At 70.7% G+C, this 20,705-nt stretch carries 20 protein-coding genes and 1 rRNA gene; 15 read left to right on the forward strand and 6 right to left on the reverse strand.

All coding sequences use genetic code 11. The features are described 5' to 3' along the window. From rrf to ACWGKJ_RS32630, 9 genes are all read left to right on the forward strand, one after another. A 5S ribosomal RNA gene (gene rrf / locus ACWGKJ_RS32590) occupies positions 1–92 on the forward strand; the annotation flags it as partial. Positions 93–160: 68 nt separating this feature from the next. Further along, complete coding sequence (locus ACWGKJ_RS32595) at positions 161–805, forward strand: HAD family hydrolase (RefSeq protein WP_385033799.1); 645 nt, start codon at positions 161–163, stop codon at positions 803–805. Positions 806–846: 41 nt separating this feature from the next. Continuing rightward, a complete protein-coding gene (locus ACWGKJ_RS32600; RefSeq protein ID WP_385033796.1) occupies positions 847–2,136 on the forward strand; it encodes an MFS transporter in 1,290 nt (429 codons plus the stop codon). Further along, positions 2,087–3,262 carry an acetoin utilization protein AcuC gene (locus tag ACWGKJ_RS32605; protein WP_385033793.1) on the forward strand — a complete coding sequence of 392 codons (1,176 nt, stop codon included), beginning with the start codon at positions 2,087–2,089 and terminating at the stop codon, positions 3,260–3,262. Before ACWGKJ_RS32600 ends, ACWGKJ_RS32605 begins: the two co-directional genes overlap by 50 nt. Before the next feature lie 375 nt (positions 3,263–3,637). Then, complete coding sequence (locus tag ACWGKJ_RS32610) at positions 3,638–4,453, forward strand: phosphatase (RefSeq protein ID WP_385033790.1); 816 nt, start codon at positions 3,638–3,640, stop codon at positions 4,451–4,453. Between the two features lie 130 nt (positions 4,454–4,583). Next, the gene (locus ACWGKJ_RS32615; protein WP_385033787.1) at positions 4,584–4,796 is read left to right on the forward strand and encodes a helix-turn-helix domain-containing protein; all 213 of its coding nucleotides are present in this window, start codon (positions 4,584–4,586) and stop codon (positions 4,794–4,796) included. A gap of 131 nt (positions 4,797–4,927) precedes the next feature. Next, positions 4,928–5,026 (forward strand): 30S ribosomal protein bS22, encoded by a 99-nt coding sequence (locus ACWGKJ_RS32620; protein ID WP_003948845.1) that lies wholly within the window; start codon positions 4,928–4,930, stop codon positions 5,024–5,026. Between the two features lie 168 nt (positions 5,027–5,194). After that, positions 5,195–6,301 (forward strand): NAD-dependent epimerase/dehydratase family protein, encoded by a 1,107-nt coding sequence (locus ACWGKJ_RS32625; RefSeq protein WP_385033783.1) that lies wholly within the window; start codon positions 5,195–5,197, stop codon positions 6,299–6,301. A gap of 1 nt (position 6,302) precedes the next feature. Next, a complete protein-coding gene (locus ACWGKJ_RS32630) occupies positions 6,303–7,376 on the forward strand; it encodes a lysophospholipid acyltransferase family protein (RefSeq protein ID WP_385033780.1) in 1,074 nt (357 codons plus the stop codon). A gap of 115 nt (positions 7,377–7,491) precedes the next feature. On the opposite strand, the gene ACWGKJ_RS32635 is transcribed toward ACWGKJ_RS32630, so the two are convergent. The 3 genes from ACWGKJ_RS32635 to ACWGKJ_RS32645 all read right to left on the reverse strand — a co-directional run bounded on the left by ACWGKJ_RS32635 (position 7,492) and on the right by ACWGKJ_RS32645 (position 11,217). Further along, positions 7,492–8,697 (reverse strand): DUF5667 domain-containing protein, encoded by a 1,206-nt coding sequence (locus tag ACWGKJ_RS32635; RefSeq protein WP_385027749.1) that lies wholly within the window; start codon positions 8,695–8,697, stop codon positions 7,492–7,494. Between the two features lie 235 nt (positions 8,698–8,932). After that, on the reverse strand, positions 8,933–9,706 hold the full coding sequence (locus ACWGKJ_RS32640; RefSeq protein ID WP_385027746.1) for an ECF subfamily RNA polymerase sigma factor, BldN family: 774 nt from the start codon (positions 9,704–9,706) through the stop codon (positions 8,933–8,935). 548 nt (positions 9,707–10,254) lie between these two features. Further along, positions 10,255–11,217: an HAD family hydrolase gene (locus ACWGKJ_RS32645; protein WP_385027743.1), complete on the reverse strand. Its 963-nt coding sequence runs from the start codon at positions 11,215–11,217 to the stop codon at positions 10,255–10,257. A gap of 160 nt (positions 11,218–11,377) precedes the next feature. Between ACWGKJ_RS32645 and ACWGKJ_RS32650 the strand changes: the two genes are divergently transcribed. The 6 genes from ACWGKJ_RS32650 to hemB all read left to right on the forward strand — a co-directional run bounded on the left by ACWGKJ_RS32650 (position 11,378) and on the right by hemB (position 18,134). Beyond that, entirely contained in the window at positions 11,378–11,659 is a 282-nt protein-coding gene (locus ACWGKJ_RS32650; RefSeq protein ID WP_385027740.1) for a glutaredoxin family protein, read from the forward strand. A 347-nt stretch (positions 11,660–12,006) separates the two neighbouring features. Next, on the forward strand, positions 12,007–12,819 hold the full coding sequence (locus ACWGKJ_RS32655) for a redox-sensing transcriptional repressor Rex (protein WP_385027737.1): 813 nt from the start codon (positions 12,007–12,009) through the stop codon (positions 12,817–12,819). Beyond that, on the forward strand, positions 12,816–14,441 hold the full coding sequence (locus tag ACWGKJ_RS32660) for a glutamyl-tRNA reductase (RefSeq protein WP_385027734.1): 1,626 nt from the start codon (positions 12,816–12,818) through the stop codon (positions 14,439–14,441). Before ACWGKJ_RS32655 ends, ACWGKJ_RS32660 begins: the two co-directional genes overlap by 4 nt. Next, on the forward strand, positions 14,438–15,394 hold the full coding sequence (gene hemC, locus ACWGKJ_RS32665) for a hydroxymethylbilane synthase (RefSeq protein ID WP_385027731.1): 957 nt from the start codon (positions 14,438–14,440) through the stop codon (positions 15,392–15,394). Before ACWGKJ_RS32660 ends, hemC begins: the two co-directional genes overlap by 4 nt. Beyond that, positions 15,391–17,049, forward strand: coding sequence for a bifunctional uroporphyrinogen-III C-methyltransferase/uroporphyrinogen-III synthase (locus ACWGKJ_RS32670; RefSeq protein WP_385027728.1), 1,659 nt, complete (start codon positions 15,391–15,393; stop codon positions 17,047–17,049). The genes hemC and ACWGKJ_RS32670 overlap by 4 nt, the downstream gene beginning before the upstream one ends. 95 nt (positions 17,050–17,144) lie before the next feature. Further along, positions 17,145–18,134: a porphobilinogen synthase gene (gene hemB / locus ACWGKJ_RS32675; RefSeq protein ID WP_385027725.1), complete on the forward strand. Its 990-nt coding sequence runs from the start codon at positions 17,145–17,147 to the stop codon at positions 18,132–18,134. A 12-nt stretch (positions 18,135–18,146) separates the two neighbouring features. Here the strand turns inward: hemB and ACWGKJ_RS32680 are convergent, their stop codons facing one another. The 3 genes from ACWGKJ_RS32680 to ACWGKJ_RS32690 form a co-directional block, all read right to left on the reverse strand. Continuing rightward, positions 18,147–19,022, reverse strand: coding sequence for a polysaccharide deacetylase family protein (locus tag ACWGKJ_RS32680; RefSeq protein WP_385027722.1), 876 nt, complete (start codon positions 19,020–19,022; stop codon positions 18,147–18,149). Positions 19,023–19,225: 203 nt separating this feature from the next. Further along, positions 19,226–19,786 (reverse strand): hypothetical protein, encoded by a 561-nt coding sequence (locus ACWGKJ_RS32685; protein WP_385027719.1) that lies wholly within the window; start codon positions 19,784–19,786, stop codon positions 19,226–19,228. A gap of 327 nt (positions 19,787–20,113) precedes the next feature. After that, a complete protein-coding gene (locus tag ACWGKJ_RS32690) occupies positions 20,114–20,704 on the reverse strand; it encodes a TetR/AcrR family transcriptional regulator (RefSeq protein ID WP_385027716.1) in 591 nt (196 codons plus the stop codon). Between the last annotated feature and the right edge of the window lies 1 nt (position 20,705).

The following is a 20,705-nucleotide window of genomic DNA, read 5'->3' on the forward strand; positions in this document are numbered from 1 at the left end:
CGCCCGGTTACATTCCGAACCCGGAAGCTAAGCCTTTCAGCGCCGATGGTACTGCAGGGGGGACCCTGTGGGAGAGTAGGACGCCGCCGAACAATTTTTGGCCTCAGCCCCGGACCGTTATGGTCCGGGGCTGAGGCATTTTTGCGTTTATGGTCAAGGTATGCGCTACGACCTGGTCATCTTCGACAACGACGGCGTCCTTGTGGACAGTGAGCCGATCTCCAACACCATCCTCGCGGGGTACCTCACTGAGCTGGGGCACCCCACCTCGTACGACGAGTCCCTCCGTGACTACATGGGTGCCGCCGTGCACCGGGTGCACGACACCATCCTGGAGCGGAGCGGACAGCCGCTTCCCGACGACTTCGACGAAACCCTGCATGCCCGGATCTTCACCGCGTACGAGACCGAGCTCCAGCCGGTCGCCGGAGTCGGGGACGTCCTGGGCGGACTGGTCGCCCAGGGGGTGCCGTACTGCGTCGCCTCCTCGGGTACCCACGAGCGGATCCGGGTGAGCCAGCGGGTCACCGGCCTCGATGAGTGGTTCGAGGACGAGTGGATCTTCAGCGCGCAGGACGTCGGGCGGGGCAAGCCGGCGCCGGACCTCTTCTTCCACGCGGCCCAGCAGATGGGCGTGGCCGCCGAGCGGTGCGTCGTCATCGAGGACAGCCCGCTCGGAGTGGCGGCCGCCCATGCCGCCGGGATGGATGTGTACGGGTTTACGGCGATGACTCCGGCCGAGCGGCTCGCCGGTGCGAACGGTTTCTTCTCGGATATGTCGCAACTGCCCGAACTCCTTGCCTGATCCATCTACCCACGGGTAGGCGAGGGGCCTACTGTGCCGCCATGACGACAGATGTTCGCCTGCGGCACGGCCGGGCCTCTCTGGGGCTCAGCTTCTTCGCGCAGGGCGCCGCGTTCGCGCTTCTGGTGACGCGGATCCCTGCCATCCAGGACCGTTACGGGATATCCGACGGCCTGCTTCCCGTCTTCCTCGCCGCGGTTCCGGTCCTCGCGGGGCTCAGCAGCGTCGGTACCGAGCAGCTGGTGAAGCGGGTGCGGCCGTCGGCCGTGCTGCGCTGGGCGCAGCCCGTGGTGCTGCTGGCCCTCCTCGGTGCCGCGGCCGGTACCCAGCTCTGGCAGGCGGCTGTCTCGCTCGGGGTGTTCGGGCTCGCGGTGGGTGCGCTGGACGCCTCGATGAACATGCTGGGGGTGAGTCTCCAGCGGGCTTACGGGCGCAGCATCATGCTCGGGTTCCACGCCGCGTACAGCCTCGGTGGGATCGCCGGGGCCTCGCTGGCCTGGGCCGGGGCGCACTGGCATCTGTCGCTGCTCACCTCGTACTGGCCGGTGGTCGTGATCGCGCTGCCCGCGTGCCTGGTGGCGAGCCGGTGGTACGCGGACGCCCGGGAGGCGGATGGGGCGGCCGCGGGGACGGATGGGGGTGCGGGTGCCCTTGCAGGTGCCGAGGTGGTTGCTGAGGCCGGTGGGGTCGGTGAGGCCGGCGGGGCCGGTGGTTCTGTTGTGTTCCGGATGTTGCTGCCGCTGTGTCTGGTGATGGCCTTCGCCTACATCGGTGACTCGACCGTCTCCAACTGGAGCGCCAAGTATCTGCAGGACGTCCTGGGCAGCTCCGAGCAGCTCTCCACCGTCCCGTACAACGTCTATATGGTCACCACGCTGCTGGGCAGGGCCGTGGGGGACTTCGGGGTGCGGCGCTTCGGTGCGGTGGCCGTGGTGCGGTTCGGGTCGGTCGTCGCCGCTCTCGGGTTCGGGGTGGTGGCTGCGGCGACCGGGCCCTGGGTGGGGATGCTCGGGTTCACGCTGCTGGGCTTCGGGCTCTGTGTGATCGTGCCGCAGACCTTCGCCGCCGCCGGGCGGCTGTTCCCGCAGGCGTCGGACGCGGCCATCGCGCGGCTCAACATCTTCAACTACGTGGGATTCCTGGTCGGCTCGCCGCTGGTCGGGGCGATCGGGGACGCGTGGAACTACCGGGGCGCGATGCTCATCCCGATGGTCCTGGTGCTGGCGACCCTCGGGTACGCCCGCTCGTTCGGCCACGGCGATGCCCGATACGGTGTGCGGCATGAGCGGCCGCGGACTGTTGATGTGGGACGAAGCAGTAACGAGGTATGACTTCGGGCCCGGCCACCCGATGGATCCGGTGCGGCTCGCACTGACCATGGGGCTGGTCCGGGCGTACGGACTGGACCGCGCGGTCGATGTCGTCGCCGCCCGGCCGGCCGGGGACTCGACCCTGCGGCTGGTGCACCGGGCGGACTATCTGGACGCCGTACGGGCGGCTTCGGCCGATCCGGCGGCGGCGGACGTCTCGTACGGTCTCGGTACACCGGACGATCCGGCCTTCGCCGGGATGCACGAGGTCTCCGCGCTGATCGCCGGGCAGTCGGTCGGTGCGGCGGAGGCGGTGTGGCGCGGTGACACGGACCACGCGGTGAACTTCACGGGCGGGCTGCACCACGCGATGCCGGGGGCGGCCTCCGGGTTCTGCATCTACAACGACGCGGCTCTGGCCGTCGCCCGGCTGCTCGAACTGGGGGCGGAGCGGGTCGCGTACGTCGATGTGGACGTGCACCACGGGGACGGTGTGCAGGAGGCGTTCCGGGACGATCCGCGGGTGCTGACGGTCTCGCTGCACGAGCATCCCCGGACGCTCTTTCCCGGTACGGGTTTCCCGACCGAGACGGGCGAGGGCGCGGGGGAGGGCTCGGCGGTGAACCTGCCGCTGCCGGCCGGGACGGGGGACGCCGGGTGGCTGCGGGCGTTCCACGCCGTGGTCCCCGAGCTGCTCGCCGACTTCCGGCCGCAGGTGCTGGTGTCGCAGCACGGGGCCGACACGCACTTCGAGGACCCGCTGGCGCATCTGGCGGTCTCGCTGGACGCGCAGCGGGCTGTGCAGGCCGCCTGCCACGAGCTGGCGCACACGTACGCGGACGGGGGGCGGTGGGTGGCGCTCGGCGGGGGTGGTTACGCCGTGGCCGACGTCGTACCGCGGTCGTGGACGCATCTGGTGGGGATCGCCGGGCATGCCGAGATCGAGCCCGAGTCGGTCATTCCGGCTTCCTGGCGGGACGAGGTGTACGCGCGGACCCGGGGGGTGGGGCCCGCGCGGATGACGGATGGGCGGTGGCCGGTGAAGTGGCGGTCGTGGGACGAGGGGTACGACCCTGCGGATCGGCTTGATCAGGCTGTGCTTGCTACTCGGCGGGCGGCGTTTCCCTTGCGGGGGTTGTTGGCTTAGGGGGGGCGCCTGGTGGGGCGGTGGTGCGGTGTGGGCGGGCGCGCGGTGTGGGTGGGCGCCTGCGGCGGGCTTTCCCCTCCCCGCCCCTTCCCGAAACCGGGGGGGGGTAAGCCCCCGGACCCCCGTGTCCTCAATCGCCGGACGGGCTTGGTGGTGGGGTCTGCGGTACTGGGCGGCCCGGGTTGTCCTCAATCGCCGGACGGGCTCGAGAGGGTGCCTGTGGTGCCTGATGGCTCGGGGTGGTGTCCTCAATCGCCGGACCGGCTCTGGAGTTCTGGGACGGCCTGAGAGCTGCCGGCGCGTGGGTTACGCCAACTGTGGTGCATATCCGTCGTTCCCGCCCGCCCCGGCGGGCATTGCGGCACCATCGGCAGGGTGTTGACCACCGGCGCACTCCGTGCGCATCTGTTGGCGGCCGGGCTGGCCGGGGCCGTGAGTACCTCCCGTGAGGTGAGTCTGCGCAGTTATCGGCTCTTCGCGGCGCGTGATCCGCGGGCCACCCTCGGGCTCCATCCCGAACGGGCCTGGGGGGAGCGGGAGTTGCTGGGGCTGATGGCCGAGCGGTGCGGGGTGTCCGGTGATCCGGGGCATGTGTCGGGACCCGATGTCATCGATCCGGAGCGGACGGTGGCCGCGCTCGACGCGTTCGCCGGGCGGCTCCGGGAGGCTGTGGCGCGTGGGGCCGGTGTGCTGTTCGGGACCGGGCATCCGCATCGGCTGCTCGGGTTCTACGCCGGGCTGGCAGACGCCTTGTCGGCGGCCGGATGTACTGTCCTCACCCCCGCGCAGGGCCGCAGTGTCGACATAACGACCCGGTTCGGCGTACGTACGCACCTCCTGGAGTACGTACGGGGAGTCGCGCTGATGCGCGAACCCGGCGTGCGGACGGCGGGGAGTGAGCCCGGCGCACACACCCATTCACCGCTTCCCGTCCGGGTCGCGCTGGAGGCCGCGGCGGGGGGTTCGTACGGGCTTCCCGGGCTGGTCGTCGGTGACCACGGATGGGTCTGCGGGGCAGGTCAGCTGGGGGTCGAGGCCATCGGGCTGGCGGACACCGACGACCCCGCGCTCTTCGTCGGTGAGGCCGAGGGCCGGGTCTCGGTGGCCGTTCCGCTCGACGATGCGGTGCGGCCGGACCACTATCGGCCGCTCACCCGTTATGTCATTGATCGTGCGCTGATATCCCAGTAGGGAAGGGGGTGTTGCTCCTCTTCCCCACTCGTATCACCCGCACCTAGTCTGGTGAGTGAGCGCGCCACGACGAAGAGTCACCGGAAGGGGAAGCCGGTGCCCCGTCGGGTGCGGAAGGTTCAGGTGGGTCATGGCTGCTGGGAGTGAGAGGCCTCTCGACGAGGTCAGGTTCCTGACCGTGGCGGAAGTCGCCTCGGTGATGCGAGTGTCCAAGATGACCGTGTACCGGCTGGTGCACAGTGGTCATCTGCCGGCGATCCGGGTGGGCAGGTCCTTCCGGGTGCCGGAGCAAGCAGTGCACGCGTACCTCCGCGAGTCCTTCGTGGGGGTCCAGACCGCCTAGCTGGGTCGGGTCGGAGCCCGGGGTTCCCCTCGGATTACGTCCCTCACTCGGCGGCAGGTAGGCTAGGCCGACGTAGGTCGTGTGGGCCCAGACGCCCCGCACCGAGTGAAGAGAAGTGAGCGAGGGTAGTCGTGGGCTCTGTTATCAAGAAGCGGCGTAAGCGGATGGCCAAGAAGAAGCACCGCAAGCTGCTCAAGCGCACCCGCGTTCAGCGTCGCAACAAGAAGTAAGCGACAGCTGTACGTGGTTCCGAGGCCCTCCCGCCAGCATGGTGGGAGGGCCTCGGCGCGTTCCTGCGGGTAGATTTCCGATGACTTCACGGAGCGCATCACCGGTACCGCGCGACAACGAGCCGCTACCGTGGCCCGTACGGGAGTCCGAATGGGAAGGCGCTGATCTTGGGCAAGGTCGTGCTCGTCACCGGAGTGGCCCGGCAGCTCGGAGGCCGGCTCGTGCGCCGCATACAGCGCGACGCCGAGGTGGACCGGGTGATCGCGGTGGACATCGCGGAGCCGGCGGACGGCCTCGGTGACGCCGTCTTCGTACGGGCGGACATCCGCCAGCCCGCCATCGCCCGGGTACTCGCCGAGTACGACGTCGACACGGTCGTCCATATGGATGTCACGGGCACCCCGCTGGGCAGCGGCGGCCGGACGGCGGTCAAGGAGAACAACGTCATCGGCACCATGCAGCTGCTCGGCGCCTGCCAGAAGTCGCCGAGCGTGCAGCGCCTGGTGGTCAAGTCCAGCACCAATGTGTACGGATCGGCGCCGCGCGACCCGGCCGTCTTCACCGAGACGACGCCCCCCAAGTCGCTGCCCAGCGGCGGCTTCGCGAAGGACGCGGTCGAGGTCGAGGGCTATGTACGGGGCTTCGCCCGGCGCAGGCCCGATGTGGCGGTCTGCGTGCTGCGCTTCGCGAACATCCTGGGGCCGAGCACGGAGTATCCGCTGGCCGAGTATCTGTCGCTGCCGGTGCTGCCCACCGTCTTCGGTTACGACCCGCGGCTCCAGTTCGTCCACGAGGACGACGTCATCGACGTACTCCGCCTGGCGCTCGGCGAACCGCCGCGCGGGACCCTCAACAGCGGCACCTTCAATATCGCGGGCGACGGGGTGCTGCTGCTCTCGCAGTGCTCGCGGCGGCTCGGCCGGCCGACCGTCCCGGTGCTGCTGCCCGCCGTGAACTGGGTCGGCTCCGCGCTGCGGACCGTCGGAGTGACCGACTTCTCACCGGAGCAGATCAGGCTGCTCACCCATGGCCGGGTCGTCAGCACGGCGCAGATGCGCGAGACACTCGGCTTTGAACCGAGATACTCGACGGCCGAGACCTTCGAGGACTTCGCGCTCAGCCGCGGCGACGGCCTGCTGCCGCCCCGGGCGCTGGCGCGGGCGGTCGACCGGGTCGCCGCCTTCGCCGAATCCGTCGGGCCTGCCGGGCCCACCGCCGCCGGTGCAGGCCGGCCCGTGACCCCCGCCCACTCCGTCAGCAAGGAGCGCATCTGACATGGCCGATGCCAAGGTCATCCCCTTCGGCGACGAGCCGAGGGCGAGGCGGAACAGGAGCGGCAAGCCCGCCAAGCGGTCCGGGACGCGGGGCAGGGCCGCCACCGGGCCGCTCGCGCCCGTACCGGAGCAGCAGACGGGTCCGGGGACGGACGGGCCGGACGGGCAGGCTGAGCCGTCGGATCCGGTGGCGCCCGTGCACGGTCAGGCGGAGCGGGCGTCGTCGGCCGCCGGGGGCGACTGGGACCGGCGGATCGCGGGCGGGCTGGCCTTCCTGCGGCGGCGGATCACCGGCGAGTACGACGTCGACGAGTTCGGGTACGACAAGGAACTCACCGACCAGGTGCTGATGTCGGCGGTACGGCCGCTGTACGAGAAGTACTTCCGGGTCGAGGTGAAGGGCGTCGAGAACATCCCGTCGGACGGCGGGGCGCTCGTCGTCGCCAACCACTCGGGGACGCTGCCGCTCGACGGTCTGATGCTCCAGGTCGCCGTGCACGACCACCATCCGGCGGAGCGCCATCTGCGGCTGCTCGCGGCGGATCTGGTCTTCATGCTGCCGGTCGTCAACGAGCTGGCCAGGAAGGCCGGGCACACGCTGGCGTGCGCGGAGGACGCGGAGCGGCTGCTCCAGCGCGGTGAGGTCGTCGGGGTGATGCCCGAGGGGTTCAAGGGGATCGGGAAGCCGTTCTCCGACCGGTACAAGCTCCAGCGGTTCGGGCGGGGCGGCTTTGTGTCGACCGCGCTGCGGGCCGGGGTGCCGATCGTGCCGTGCTCGATCGTCGGGGCGGAGGAGATCTACCCGATGATCGGTAACGCGAAGACGCTGGCGCGGCTGCTGGGCTTCCCGTATTTCCCGGTCACGCCGACGTTCCCGTGGCTGGGGCCGCTGGGCCTGGTGCCGCTGCCGACGAAGTGGACCATCCAGTTCGGTGAGCCGATCGCGACGGACGGGTTTCCGGCCGAGGCCGCCGAGGATCCGATGCTGATGTTCAACCTGACCGATCAGGTGCGGGAACAGATCCAGCACACGCTGTACAAGCTGCTGGTGCAGCGGCGGTCGGTCTTCTTCTGAGGGGCGGTCCGCTGACGAATGAGGGCCGGTCCGCTGACGAAGGTGCCGGGCCCGTGATCCGCCGGGCCCGGCACCTTCGTACATACGGAGTGCTCCGCCTCTTCCGCGTCCTCGCCTACTCCGCGTCCTCGCTGTTGATGCCGAGGCCCGGGAGCAGGCCGGGGAGCAGCGGGGGAAGGGTGACGTCCGGTGCGGGCTTGCTGCCTTCGCCGGACTTGCCCGTGCCTTCCGACGAGGAGGACGAGCCGCTGCCGCTCTTCGGCGGGTCGAGGAGACCGCCGGTGCTGCCGCCGATGAGGCCCTGGTCCGAGGTGCCGGTCTCGGAGCCGGACGGATGCGGCCGGGCGCTGTCCTTGCTGTGGTGCTCGGGGGCGGCCGATGTGGGGCCGGGACGGTCGGTCCCGGGGGTGCCCGGCCTTGAGGTGTCCGTGTGCCCGGGGGTGTGGGCGGGGGTGCCGGGGGTGCGCGGCAGCTGCGACTGGAGCGGGGCGACCTCCTGGTCTATGGCGTCGAAGACCGAGTTCACCTGGTTTCCCACGTCGTGGAGCTGGACGGGCAGCCGGCCCCGGAGTTTGCTCCAGGCCTCCCGGTGCGAGCGGGAGAACGAGGAGAGGGTCTGGATCGGGCCGAGCGCCCCGTTCCTCGCGTACGCCTCGTGCAGCAGCCGGTGGCCTTCTCCGGCGTCGTGGTTCATGCCGTTCAGCGCGCGTCTCACTTCGCCCAGTTGCTCGTGGTCGAGCCGGCCCGCCCGGTCGCGCTCCATGAGGCGGCGTGCCTCCTGGAGACGGGTGGAAGCCTGGTCGAGGAAGATCTCGCCACGGGCGGCGTCGTCGTTCGCCATCCCCAGTTTGAGATCTTCCATGCCGCGCTTCAGCCCGTACAGCGAATCACCGGGGAGGGCGTCGGAGCTGGCAGCCGCGACGCCGCTGAAGGCTCCGGCCGCGACGCCGACGGTGAGTCCGCCCGCAGCGAGGCCCTTCGACCAGCGGGAGCGGGGGCGCAATTTCCGGAGCGGGGACGCCCGGTGGGCGCCTCGGCCGGTCCGCTGTTCGGGCACCTGAGGGCCCTCTGACACACCTCCCCCCGCGAGCATCGTCTCCATGGCGGCCACGAGCTGGGCTCGTTGCACCACTTTGACCTCAGGATCCAGCTGCGGTTTGGGTAGCTCTTCGAGCCCGGCCACCAGGGTCAGCAACTGCCCTGGTGCGCCTGGGTCGGTGGGAGCTTCGGGCTGGTCGGCCGCCGAGCCCTGGAGTGTCTGCTCCTCCAGGGCCTGGGCGAAGGCGTTCGCCCGCCGGTGTGCCGAAACTTGTCCGATCACTGGCGGCACCTCCTCTCGTCATGACGATCGACTCCCCTCGGGGTCCGGAGGGTTGCCCACCTTGAGTGTTTCCACTCGATCGGGTGAGAACCTGCGGGCGTGGCTTGACCACAGGGAGCCTGCACCCCACACAACGAGCCGCACAGCACTTGGGTTACGGACGAAGGATGATCGGACCGCAGTGTCATGAGGCCATGACTGACGGTGAGTTGTGATCAGTACGGGTCATCTTCGATCAGCGTGCGTCATCGGGGAGGAGCCGTGCCAGCGTCCGCACGGCACGGTACTGGAGCGTCTTGATGGCGCCCTCGTTCTTGCCCATGGCCCGTGCCGTCTCGGCGACGGAGAGTCCTTGCAGGAAGCGCAGGGTCACACACTCCTGCTGCTGTGGGTTGAGCTTCCGCACGGCTTCGAGCAGGGCGGCGTTGGAGAGGGACTCCAGGACGGAGTCCTCCGGGCTGCGCTCGACCTCGTTGGCGTCGAGCATTTCGCCTGTGGTCACTTCGAGCCGGAAACGGCTCGACTTGAAGTGGTCGGCGACCAGGTTCCGGGCGATGGTGACCAGCCAGGCGCCGAAGTCGCGTCCCTGCCAGGTGAAGGTGGAGATCCGGCGCAGAGCGCGCAGGAAGGTCTCACTGGTGAGATCCTCCGCCGTCGCCTTCCCGCCGACGCGGTAGTAGATGTAGCGGTAGACCGTGTCGCTGTACTGGTCGTAGAGGCGCCCGAAGGCGTCGGCCTCGCCGGCCTGAGCGCGTTCGACGAGGTCCATCATGCGTGCGCTGTCGCTGTCGGCCGCAGGCCGACGGGCGGTGGACGTGCCGGTGCCGCCACGGCTGCGTCTGCCGACGGCCGCACCGGCCTCGGCGAGGGCGTAACAGTTGCCGGCGGGCGCGGCAGTGGCGAATGCGGGGGCGGCGTACGCGGTGGGGACAAAGCCGCGCAGCTGGTCAAGGACCGTTGCGCGCAGCGTAGCCAGGCCCGAGGCGTCAACCCCGACGTGTGGGTACACGGGACTCCCAGAGGCAGAGCTTCCATCACGTGCAGTGCTGGATGATTCACTCGACGTGATGGCGAGTGAGGTCCGGTATGCGTCTGAGGAGAATAACGCTTCGTACAGGCAGTGCTACACCCAGTTGCTCAAATCATCGATTACGTCGCTTCTGTTACGTCTACGCGTCGGATCAAGTAGCACTTCGTGACCGTTTATTGATCGGATAGCCCCACGATCCGTTTGGTTGGGGGGTCACTTGTGCGCGAGTCGCCGCAACCGGACTGGCGGCGGGGGCAGCGGGGTAAGAAGTTCGATTCGCCCGCGTTCTTCGGAGTGGCGCGGGGGTGCGGGCGTGTTGACGCCGCGGTCAGCGGCGGCTGACGCACTGGTGGCCGAGGCGGCCGGGCGGCTGCTGCCCGCCCGCGGGTAGCACCGGTACCGGGCCAGCGGTACGGCTCGGTGGCGTGCGGCGGTGCGGATCGGTGGCGTACGGCGGTACGGCTGGGTGGCGTGCGGCCCGGATATGCGTGCGGCCCAGCTGCGTGCGGCTCAGATTCGCGTACGGCTCAGTGGCGGCGGCGGTGCAGGGCGACGGCCGCCGCGGTGCCGCCCGCCAGGGCGCCGACCCCGGCCGCGGCCGGGATGCCGACCCTGGCGGCCTTGCGGCCGGTGCGGTAGTCCCGCAGCCGCCACTCGCGCTCGCGGGCGTAACGGGCCAGCTTCGCGTCGGGGTTGATCGCGTACGGGTGGCCGACGAGCGAGAGCATCGGGATGTCGTTGTGCGAGTCGCTGTACGCGGCGCAGCGCGTCAGGTCGAGGCCCTCGGCGGCGGCGAGCGCGCGTACCGCCTCCGCCTTCGCGGGGCCGTGCAGCGGTTCGCCGACGAGGCGGCCGGTGTAGACGCCGTCCATCGACTCCGCCACGGTGCCGAGCGCCCCGGTCAGGCCGAGGCGGCGGGCGATGATCGTCGCGGTCTCCACGGGGGCGGCCGTGACCAGCCAGACCTTCTGGCCCGCGTCCAGGTGGGCCTGGGCGAGGGCGCGGGTGCCTGGCCAGATGCGGTCGGCCATGTACTCGTCGTAGATCTCCTCGCCGATGGACATCAGCTCGGAGACGCGGTGGCCCTTGACGATGGACAGGGCGCTCTCGCGGGCGTCCTGCATATGTTCGGGGTCCTCGACGCCGGCCAGCCGGAACCACGCCTGCTGCCAGGCGAACCTGGCCAGCTCACGGCGCTCGAAGAACTTCCGCTTGTACAGGCCGCGGCCGAAGTGGAAGATCGCGGCGCCCTGCATCACGGTGTTGTCGAGATCGAAGAAGGCGGCGGCCAGGCTGTCGCCCGCGACGGGGAACTCGGGCTCCGGGGCGGCCTCTTCGGGGGAGTCGGCGGATGCGGCGGACGTGCCGGTCCCGTCCTGTGCCGTCTCCTGCGAGGACTTGCGGGCTGCTTCGGCTGCGGCCTCGCCTGCCAGCACGCTGCGTGCTGTTGCCGAGCGCCTGCGGGGGGTGAGCCATCCCAGTGCGGCCATGGTGCGAGCATAGCCAGTTCGGTGCGGCGTTCCTCATCCGACGGAATGCGGTGGCGTGAACTCTGGGGTGCGGATGCGCCCGGGTTCCGGTCCCGGGTCTGCCGGTGGTGGGGCGGGGCGGTGTGGGCGGCGGAGTACGAGGACGGCGGAGAATGGGGGCATGAGTCCTCTGTTCCGCCGCAGCGCCGGTCAAGGAAATCCCGCCGAGCGGGTCGTCACTCTGGTCGGGAAGCCCGGGTGCCATCTCTGTGACGATGCGCGCGCCGTGGTCTCCGCGGTGTGCGAGGAGACCGGCGCGGTGTGGGAGGAGAAGGACATCACCCAGGACGCCGCGCTCCATGACGCGTACTGGGAGCAGATTCCGGTTGTCCTCGTCGACGGGGAGCAGCACACCTTCTGGCGGGTCGACCCCGACCGTCTCCGCCACGCGTTGCGTTCCTGAACGGGAACGTACGGGACCTGTTCGTGCGGAGGGGCGGGCCGGGGCGGCCGGCCGGTCCGCGCGGAGTCCCCGGGTGCGAAATACGGCTACCATCGTGGGCGATTTGAGCGGTCTCGGGGGCGTAGGCGTGAGGAGTGTGTGCGGTTTTGCCCCCTTTGGGATCTCAACGCATCGGATCGGCCCACGGTTCCGTCAATGCGCCGCCGAAGTGCGTGACCCCGGTCACTTTGCACGGACAAAACGGACACTATCTTTGTGCACGCGTTCACAAAGACATAGCCTGCATTCGACGGGGCGGTCCTGCTGCATGTGGCCGCCTGCAGCCTCGCTCATCTGGCAGGAGCACCGTGGCAACTGGCCGAACTCACCGACCGGCGACCCGTAGCCGAGGAATCCCCGAGGCCACCGTCGCCCGACTTCCGTTGTACCTCCGGGCCCTCACCGGCCTTTCGGAGCGCTCCGTACCCACGGTCTCGTCCGAGGAGCTCGCGGCCGCCGCCGGGGTCAACTCCGCGAAGCTGCGCAAGGACTTCTCCTATCTGGGCTCGTACGGGACCCGGGGTGTCGGCTACGACGTCGAATATCTCGTATACCAGATCTCGCGTGAGCTGGGTCTCACCCAGGACTGGCCGGTCGTGATCGTCGGTATCGGTAACCTCGGCGCCGCCCTCGCCAACTACGGCGGGTTCGCCTCGCGCGGGTTCCGGGTCGCCGCGCTGATCGACGCCGACCCCGCCATGGCCGGGAAGCCGGTGGCCGGGATCCCCGTCCAGCACAGCGACGACCTAGAGAAGATCATCTCGGACAACGGCGTCTCCATCGGTGTCATCGCCACACCGGCGGGCGCCGCGCAGCCGGTCTGCGAGCGGCTCGTCGCCGCCGGTGTCACCTCGATCCTGAACTTCGCGCCCACCGTGCTCTCGGTGCCGGAGGGCGTCGACGTCCGCAAGGTCGATCTCTCCATCGAGCTGCAGATCCTCGCCTTCCACGAGCAGCGGAAGGCCGGTGAGGGGATGCTCGCCGACCCCGACACCGACGCGCCCCCGGTGCGCGGCGCCGCACACGCCGCCGCTGCCGCCGCGCACACCGTCAGCGCCCGCACCGCCCACGCCGACCGGAAGGGACCCGACGGGGACATGCCCGCCGTGATGCCGGCATGAGTCTTCTGGTCGTCGGAGTCAGTCACCGCAGCGCGCCCGTCAGCGTCCTGGAGCGGGCGGCGCTCTCCGCTGATGCGCAGGCCAAGCTGTTGCAGGACACGCTGGCCGCCGAGCCAGCGGCGGAGGCCGCGGCGCTCGCCACCTGCAACCGCATCGAGCTCTACGCCGACGTGGACAAGTTCCACGCGGGCGTCGCCGAGCTGTCCACGCTGCTCGCCCAGCACTGCGGTGTCGGCCTGGAGGAGCTCACTCCTTATCTCTATGTGCACTACGAGGACCGGGCCGTCCACCACCTCTTCTCGGTGGCGTGCGGGCTGGACTCGATGGTCGTGGGCGAGGGCCAGATCCTCGGCCAGATCAAGGACGCCCTCGCGCTCGGCCAGGAACTGCACACCGCAGGGCGGCTGTTGAACGATCTGTTCCAGCAGGCCCTGCGGGTCGGCAAGCGTGCGCACAGCGAGACCGGGATCGACCGGGCCGGGCAGTCGGTCGTCACCTTCGGCCTCGAACAGCTCGCGGGCGGCCCCGATGTGGCCGCCTGGGCCCGGGGCAAGCGCGCCCTGGTGATCGGCGCGGGCTCGATGTCCTCGCTGGCCGCCGCGACGCTGGCCCGCGCGGGCGCCGGGGAGATCGTCGTCGCCAACCGGACGCAGGCGCGCGCGGAGCGGCTCGCGGAGATCCTCGGCGGCGCCGGGGTGAGTGCGGCGGCCGTCCCGATGGACGCCGTCGACCAGGAGCTGGCCCGCGCCGACCTCGTCGTCTCCTGTACGGGGGCGACCGGTCTCGTACTGACCGCGGATTCCGTGGCCCGTGCGCTGGGTGAGGAGTTCACCCCCGCGGAGCCGACCGCCGGGCCGGACGCCGGGACGGGCTCCCGGCCGGTCGGCGGCACGGGTTCCGGGCCGGGCGACGCCACGGACTTCGGCCTGGTCCCCGAGCCGGTCCCCGATGTGCCCGCCGACGCCACGGCCGCCACCGCCGCCGCCCGCGCGGTGGACGCGCTGGAGCAGCACGGTGCCTGGGCCGCCTCGGCACCGGCCGATGCCCCCCGCCCCGTACGCCGCATCGCCGCCACCGCCGACGACGACAGCGGAGTGCCGCCGCGGCTCGCCCTGCTCGACCTGGCCATGCCCCGCGACATCGACGCCGCGGTGCACCGCATCAGCGGGGCGCGGCTGGTCGACATCGAGTCGCTGGCCGACGCGTCGGCGGACGCGCCGATGGCCGCCGATGTCGACGCCGTACGGACCATCGTCTCGGACGAGGTCGCCGCGTTCGGCGCGGCCCAGCGGGCCGCCCACATCACTCCGACCGTCGTGGCGCTGCGCACCATGGCGGCGGGCGTTGTCGCCGGTGAGATCGCCCGGCTCGACGGACGCCTCCCCGATCTGGACGACAAGGAGCGCGCGGAGATCTCGCAGACCGTGCGCCGTGTCGTCGACAAGCTCCTGCACGCTCCCACCGTGCGGGTCAAGCAGCTCGCGAGCGAGCCCGGCGGCGCCGGGTACGCGGACGCGCTGCGGGAACTCTTCGACCTCGACCCGTTGACGGTCGCGGCCGTCAGCAGGGCCGATCTGACCGACCTGAGCAACACAGACGTCAAGAACCGAGGGCGGGCATGACCGATGCCTTGAGGCTGGGGACCAGGCGCAGCAAGCTCGCCATGGCGCAGTCAGGACAAATCGCCGAGGCGGTGCGGCAGATCACCGGTCGCCCCGTGGAACTCGTCGAGATCACCACGTACGGGGACATCTCCCGTGAGCATCTGTCGCAGATCGGCGGGACCGGTGTGTTCGTCACCGCCCTGCGTGATGCGCTGATGAGCGGCGAGGTCGACTTCGCCGTGCACTCGCTGAAGGATCTGCCGACCGCCGAGCCGGACGGCCTGGTGCTGGCCGCGATCCCGGTCCGTGAGGACCCCAGGGACGTGCTGATCGCGCGGGACGGGCTGACCTTCGAGCAGCTGCCGGACGGCGCCCGGATCGGTACCGGCGCGGCGCGCAGGACGGCGCAGCTCAACGCGTACGCCCGCAACCACGGGATGCGCATCGAGACCGTGCCGATCCGCGGCAACATCGACACCCGGATCGACTTCGTCCGCAAGGGGGAGCTGGACGCGGTGGTTCTCGCCGCGGCCGGGCTGCACCGTGCGGGCAGGGCGGCCGAGGTGACCGAGTACCTGCCGGTCGACATCATTCTGCCTTCCCCCGGCCAGGGGGCCCTGGCGGTCGAGTGCGCGGCATCCCGCGCTGATCTCGTCGCCCAGCTCGCGGAGCTCGACGACCCGTTCACCCGGGCCGCCGTGACCGCCGAGCGATCCCTGCTCGCCGCCCTGGAGGCCGGTTGCAGTGCGCCCGTTGGCGCACTGGCCGACGTCCTGGCCGACGGGCAGGTTGTCACCGAGATGCGCCTGCGCGGTGTCGTCGGCTCGCCCGACGGCTCCGAGCTGGTGCAGTTGTCCACCACCGGTCCCGTACCCACGTCGCACGAAGGCAACGAGGCGCTCGGGCGCGAACTCGCGTCCGAGATGCTGGCCAAGGGTGCGGCCGGTCTTATGGGGGAGCGAGCACGATGAACCCCACCTCGAACCTGCCAGCCGCCCTTCCCGCCCACGGGCACGTCACCTTCCTCGGTGCCGGACCCGGGGACCCGGGACTCCTCACCCTGCGCGCCGTCGAAGCGCTCGCGAGTGCGGACGTACTGATCGCCGAGCCACAGGTGCTCGATGTCGTACGCAGCCATGCGCGGGCGACCGTAAGCACGCCTCAGCTGACGGTTGTTGACGAAGCGTCAACAGCCGCCGGGATCCCGGCCATCCGAGATGCGGGCAATCTTGTCATGGAGGCCGCGCGGGGCGGCAGGCGGGTCGTCCGTGCCGTCACCGGGGACCCCGGGCTCGACGGCAACTCCGGCGAGGAGATGCTCGCCTGCGCCTCGGCGGGCATCCCGTTCGAGGTCGTTCCGGGCGTCTCGACCGCCGTGGGCGTCTCCGCGTACGCCGGTGTGCCGCTGCGGGACGCGGAGGGGACCGATGTCCGCTTCGTCGACGCCCGTACGGCATCCGACCGCTGCTGGAGCGAGATCGGCGCCAGCGACGCGACCGCGGTGGTCTCCACGACGCTCGACTCGGTCGGCGCCGCCGCCGGTGAACTGGTAGCGGCGGGCCGCAAGCCGGACACCCCGATGTCCGTCACCGTCGCCGGTACGACCACCCGCCAGCGCACCTGGTCCGCGACGCTCGGCACGGTCGCCCAGGTGCTGAAGCAGGCCAAGGTGCTGCCGTCGCCGGAAGGCCACCAGCCGGTCATAGCCGTGGTCGGCGAGCGCAGCTCGGCCGCCCGGCGCGACCAGTTGTCGTGGTTCGAGTCGAAGCCGCTCTTCGGGTGGCGGGTGCTCGTTCCGCGTACGAAGGAGCAGGCGGCCTCGCTCTCCGACCAGCTCCGTTCCTACGGCGCCGTGCCGCACGAGGTCCCCACCATCGCCGTCGAACCGCCGCGCACCCCGCAGCAGATGGAGCGCGCGGTCAAGGGCCTGGTCACCGGGCGCTACGAGTGGATCGCCTTCACCAGCGTCAACGCCGTCAAGGCGGTCCGGGAGAAGTTCGAGGAGTACGGGCTCGACGCCCGTGCCTTCGCGGGGATCAAGGTCGCCGCCGTGGGCGAGCAGACCGCGGCCTCGCTGGTCGAGTTCGGCGTCAAGCCCGATCTCGTACCGAGCGGGGAGCAGTCGGCCGCCGGTCTCCTTGAGGACTGGCCGCCCTACGACCCGGTCTTCGACCCGATCGACCGGGTCTTCCTGCCGCGCGCCGACATCGCCACCGAGACCCTGGTGGCCGGGCTGATCGAGCTGGGCTGGGAGGTCGACGACGTCACCGCCTACCGCACGGTGCGCGCGTCGCCGCCGCCGGCCGATACCCGTGAGGCGATCAAGGGCGGCGGCTTCGACGCGGTCCTCTTCACCTCTTCGAGTACGGTCCGCAACCTGGTCGGTATCGCGGGCAAGCCGCACAATGTGACGGTCATCGCCTGTATCGGCCCCGCCACGGCCAAGACGGCCGAGGAGCACGGGCTGCGGGTGGACGTACTCTCGCCGGAGCCCTCGGTGCACAGACTCGCCGAGGCGCTCGCCGAGTTCGGTGCGCAGCGCCGCGAGACCGCCAGGGAGGCGGGCGAGGCGGTCACCCGTCCCAGCGAGCGCCGTCCCGGTGGCCGCAGGCGTCGTACCACCTGAGCACTGAGCGGTCGGCCGAGGAGTTCGAAGGGCCGATGGGGCCGAAGAGCCCGAACGGCTCGCAGAGTTCGCAGAGTTCGAAGAGGTAACTGAGGATGACTGTGTACGGATCTTTCCCGGGCGCCCGTCCGCGGCGGCTGCGCACCACCCCGGCGATGCGCCGCATGGTGGCCGAGACGCAGCTGCACCCGGCCGATCTGATCCTGCCCGCCTTCGTGCGGGAGGGGATCAGCGAGCCGGTGCCGATCACGGCGATGCCGGGCGTGGTCCAGCACACCCGTGACACTCTGCGGAAGGCGGCCGTCGACGCCGTGTCCGCGGGGGTCGCCGGGATCATGCTCTTCGGTGTTCCGGAGGACGCCAAGAAGGACGCCATCGGCACGGCGGGCACCGACCCGGAGGGCATTCTCCAGGTGGCCCTGCGCGATGTGCGCGCCGAGGTCGGCGACGACCTGGTGATCATGTCGGACCTCTGCCTCGACGAGACCACCGACCACGGCCACTGCGGGGTCCTGGACGAGTCGGGCCGGGTCGACAACGACGCCACGCTGGAGCGGTACGCGGAGATGGCGCAGGTCCAGGCCGATGCGGGCGCCCATGTGGTGGCCCCCAGCGGCATGATGGACGGCCAGGTCGGCGTGATCCGGGACGCGCTGGACACGATCGACAAGGAGGACGTGTCGATCCTCGCCTACACGGTGAAGTACTCGTCCGCCTTCTACGGCCCGTTCCGCGAGGCCGTCGGCTCCTCGCTGCGGGGCGACCGCAAGACGTACCAGCAGGACCCGGCGAACGCCCGCGAGTCGCTGCGCGAGCTGGAACTGGACCTCGCCGAGGGCGCCGACATGGTGATGGTCAAGCCGGCCGGACCGTATCTGGACATCCTCGCGAAGGTCGCCGATTCGGTGTCGGTTCCGGTGGCCGCGTACCAGATCAGCGGTGAGTACTCCATGGTCGAGGCGGCCGCGGAGAAGGGCTGGATCGACCGGGAGAGGGCGATCCTGGAGACCCTGACCGGTATCAAGCGGGCGGGCGCGAACATGATCCTCACGTACTGGGCGACGGAGGTCGCGGGGCAGCTCTGACCGGTCGCCCGGTCACCCGTCCGAGAGCCGGACGAACCGGTGCCCGGACGCGAGGAGTTGGGGGACCGCTGCGGCGATTCCCTCGGCGGTGCCGCCCGTCGGATGGTTCATGTGGCCGATCACGATCGATCCCGGGCGGGCCGCCGCGACGGCGGTGCGGACCTGTTCCGGGGTGAAGGTGGCGCCGCCGTCGCCGTTGACCGTGAAGCTCACCGGGCGTTCACCGATGGCGCCCACGATGCGGGTCGCGATGTCGTCGTAGTACGCCGTCCCGGAGCGGAAGAAGCGGGGCGGGCGGCCGAGCAGCCGGGTGAGTTCGGTGTGGTTGCCGGAGACCTCGTCGTAGACCTCGCCCGCGTCGCGTGTGCCGGGGATGCCGTACGCCGAGCGGCCGGAGACCGAGAGCGGGCGGTGCCGGGTTCCGTGGTTGGCGATCTCGAAGAGCGGGTCGGTGGCCAGGGTGCGGAAGACCGCCGGATGGGCCTCGATCCAGCGTGAGTTGATGAAGAGTGTCGCCGGTACTTTCCTCGACCGGAGGAAGCCGATCAGGTCCTGGTCGTAGTCGCTGCCTCCGGGGCCCCCGCATGCGTCGAAGGTCAGCGCGATGGCCCGCTGGGGCCGGGGCAGTGCGGTCAGGACGCCCGGTGCGTCGAAGCCCCAGCTCGTCGGGGAGTCCGAGCCGTACCGGGCGACCGCGGCGGAGCGGGTGAGGGCCGGGCCCGCTGCCATGGGGGTGGTCCGGCGGCCGGAGTGCGGTGTGCGGCTGGGCGGTTCGATGTCCGACGGGGTGGTACGGCGGGACAGGGACGCTCGCGGCGGGCCCGGCCGGGCGTCGCAGCCCGCCAGTCCGGCGGACGCCAGGGCGGTGAGTACAGCCCGGCGGGTCAACGACACGTGTCTGCCCTGCCCATCCAGTTCACCTCATGACCAGAACCCCGGAATGAGAGTCGGATCATGCTATGAATCCGGGAGGTGCCGGACCCCGACACTCCGGCGTGGTGCGGAGTCCACCCGTACTGGCGCTCCGGTGAGGGGGCGATTCCCGCCGGAACGTCCTGCCGGCCGCCGGTCCGCACGCAGCGCCGCGACCTTCAGGAGCTCATCTGGACCTTCTGCGCCTTGTTGGCGGTGTTGGTGCAGGCCAGGTAGGGGTCGATGCCGCCCTGCTCCTCCTTGCACAGCCATGCCGCGCCGGCAACGGTGACCGTGACCGCGGACTTGCCGCCGGCGCCGTCGGCCTTTCCGTAGGCGTTGGCGACCGCGCGGGCCGTGTCGCAGCTGGTGGGGGTGTCCGAACCCGGCACGATCACCTCCAGGCCCCGCTGGTCGGGCCCGCAGTCCCGCTGGGCGCTCCGGCTGCCCTTCGACCTCCCCGGCTTCGCGTCCTGCGTCGTGGACGCGTCCGCGGAGGCCGAAGGCGCCGCATCATCGGTGGAGCCCTGGCCGCCGTTGTCGGCCGGTGCGGTGCTGGACGAAGCGGTGCTTGACGGTGCGGAGTTCGTGGCGGCGGACGCACTGGCGGAGGGTCCGGAGGCGGAGGTCGAGTCGTCGGATCCGCACGCGGTCAGCGCCAGCCCCGCGGCGACGAGCACAGCGGCCGAGAGGCCGTAACGCGCACTCCTGCTGGGCAGACGCGCACTCCTGATGGGCATGGGTGTCCCTCTCTGATTCTCGACAGTGTCCCCCGGCGCCGATGGCGATGAGTCCCCACTCGCCCCCTGGGTCGGCCGAAGTACTGGCAGATGGGGCGAGTTCGGCATGGGCATCGGACAAGTCGGAAGAGCCTACAACATGGTGATTCGCCGTCAGGGAGTGCGCGTCGCGCGCAGCCCGCTGACCACCACGTTGCGGCCGAACTCGAAGGAGTCGGCGAGGCCGACTCCGGTCGGGCGGGGCAGGACGCGCTCCGTGGGCTCCGGTCGAGCGGTACGGGAGCAGACCGCTGAACAGCGGCTTCGGTGATGTCCGTGCATCCGCCGTCAGTTCTCGGTGAGCCGCGACGGCGCAGATCGCAGTCCGTCCAGAGTGAGATCGAGGAGGCGTTCGGCCTGCTCCCGCTGCTCGGGCTTGGCCGAGGTGAGGGCGATACCGGCGAGGGCGGCGAACATGTCGGTCGGGCTGATGTCGGACCGGATCGTTCCGGCAGTGGTATTGGCGTCCATGAGGGAGGAGAGGGCGGCCTGGATCATCTCGTGGCTGTCGGCGTAGGGATTGGTTCCCGAGTTCACGACGGCTCGCAGGGCGTCGGCCATGCCGAGTTTGGCGGTGGCGTAGTCGATGAAGCGACGAGTCCAGGCTCGCAGGGCCTCAAGGGGCGACATCGCCGCCAGGAGGCCGGGGACGGCCTCGCACAGCCGGGCCACTTCGTTGCGGTAGGCCGCCTCGATCAGAGCTTCCCTGGTCGGGAAGTTGCGGTAGAGAGTGCCGGTTCCCACGCCCGCTTCTCTGGCGATGCGCTCGAAGTGCGCATCCAGTCCCTCCTCGGTGAACACGCGCACCGCGGCGGCCAGGATCTTCTCCCTGTTCCGCTGTGCGTCAGCCCTCAGCGGGCGTCCTGCGTCCCGGGCCATC

The sequence above is a fragment of the Streptomyces sp. NPDC054757 genome (assembly GCF_053612185.1).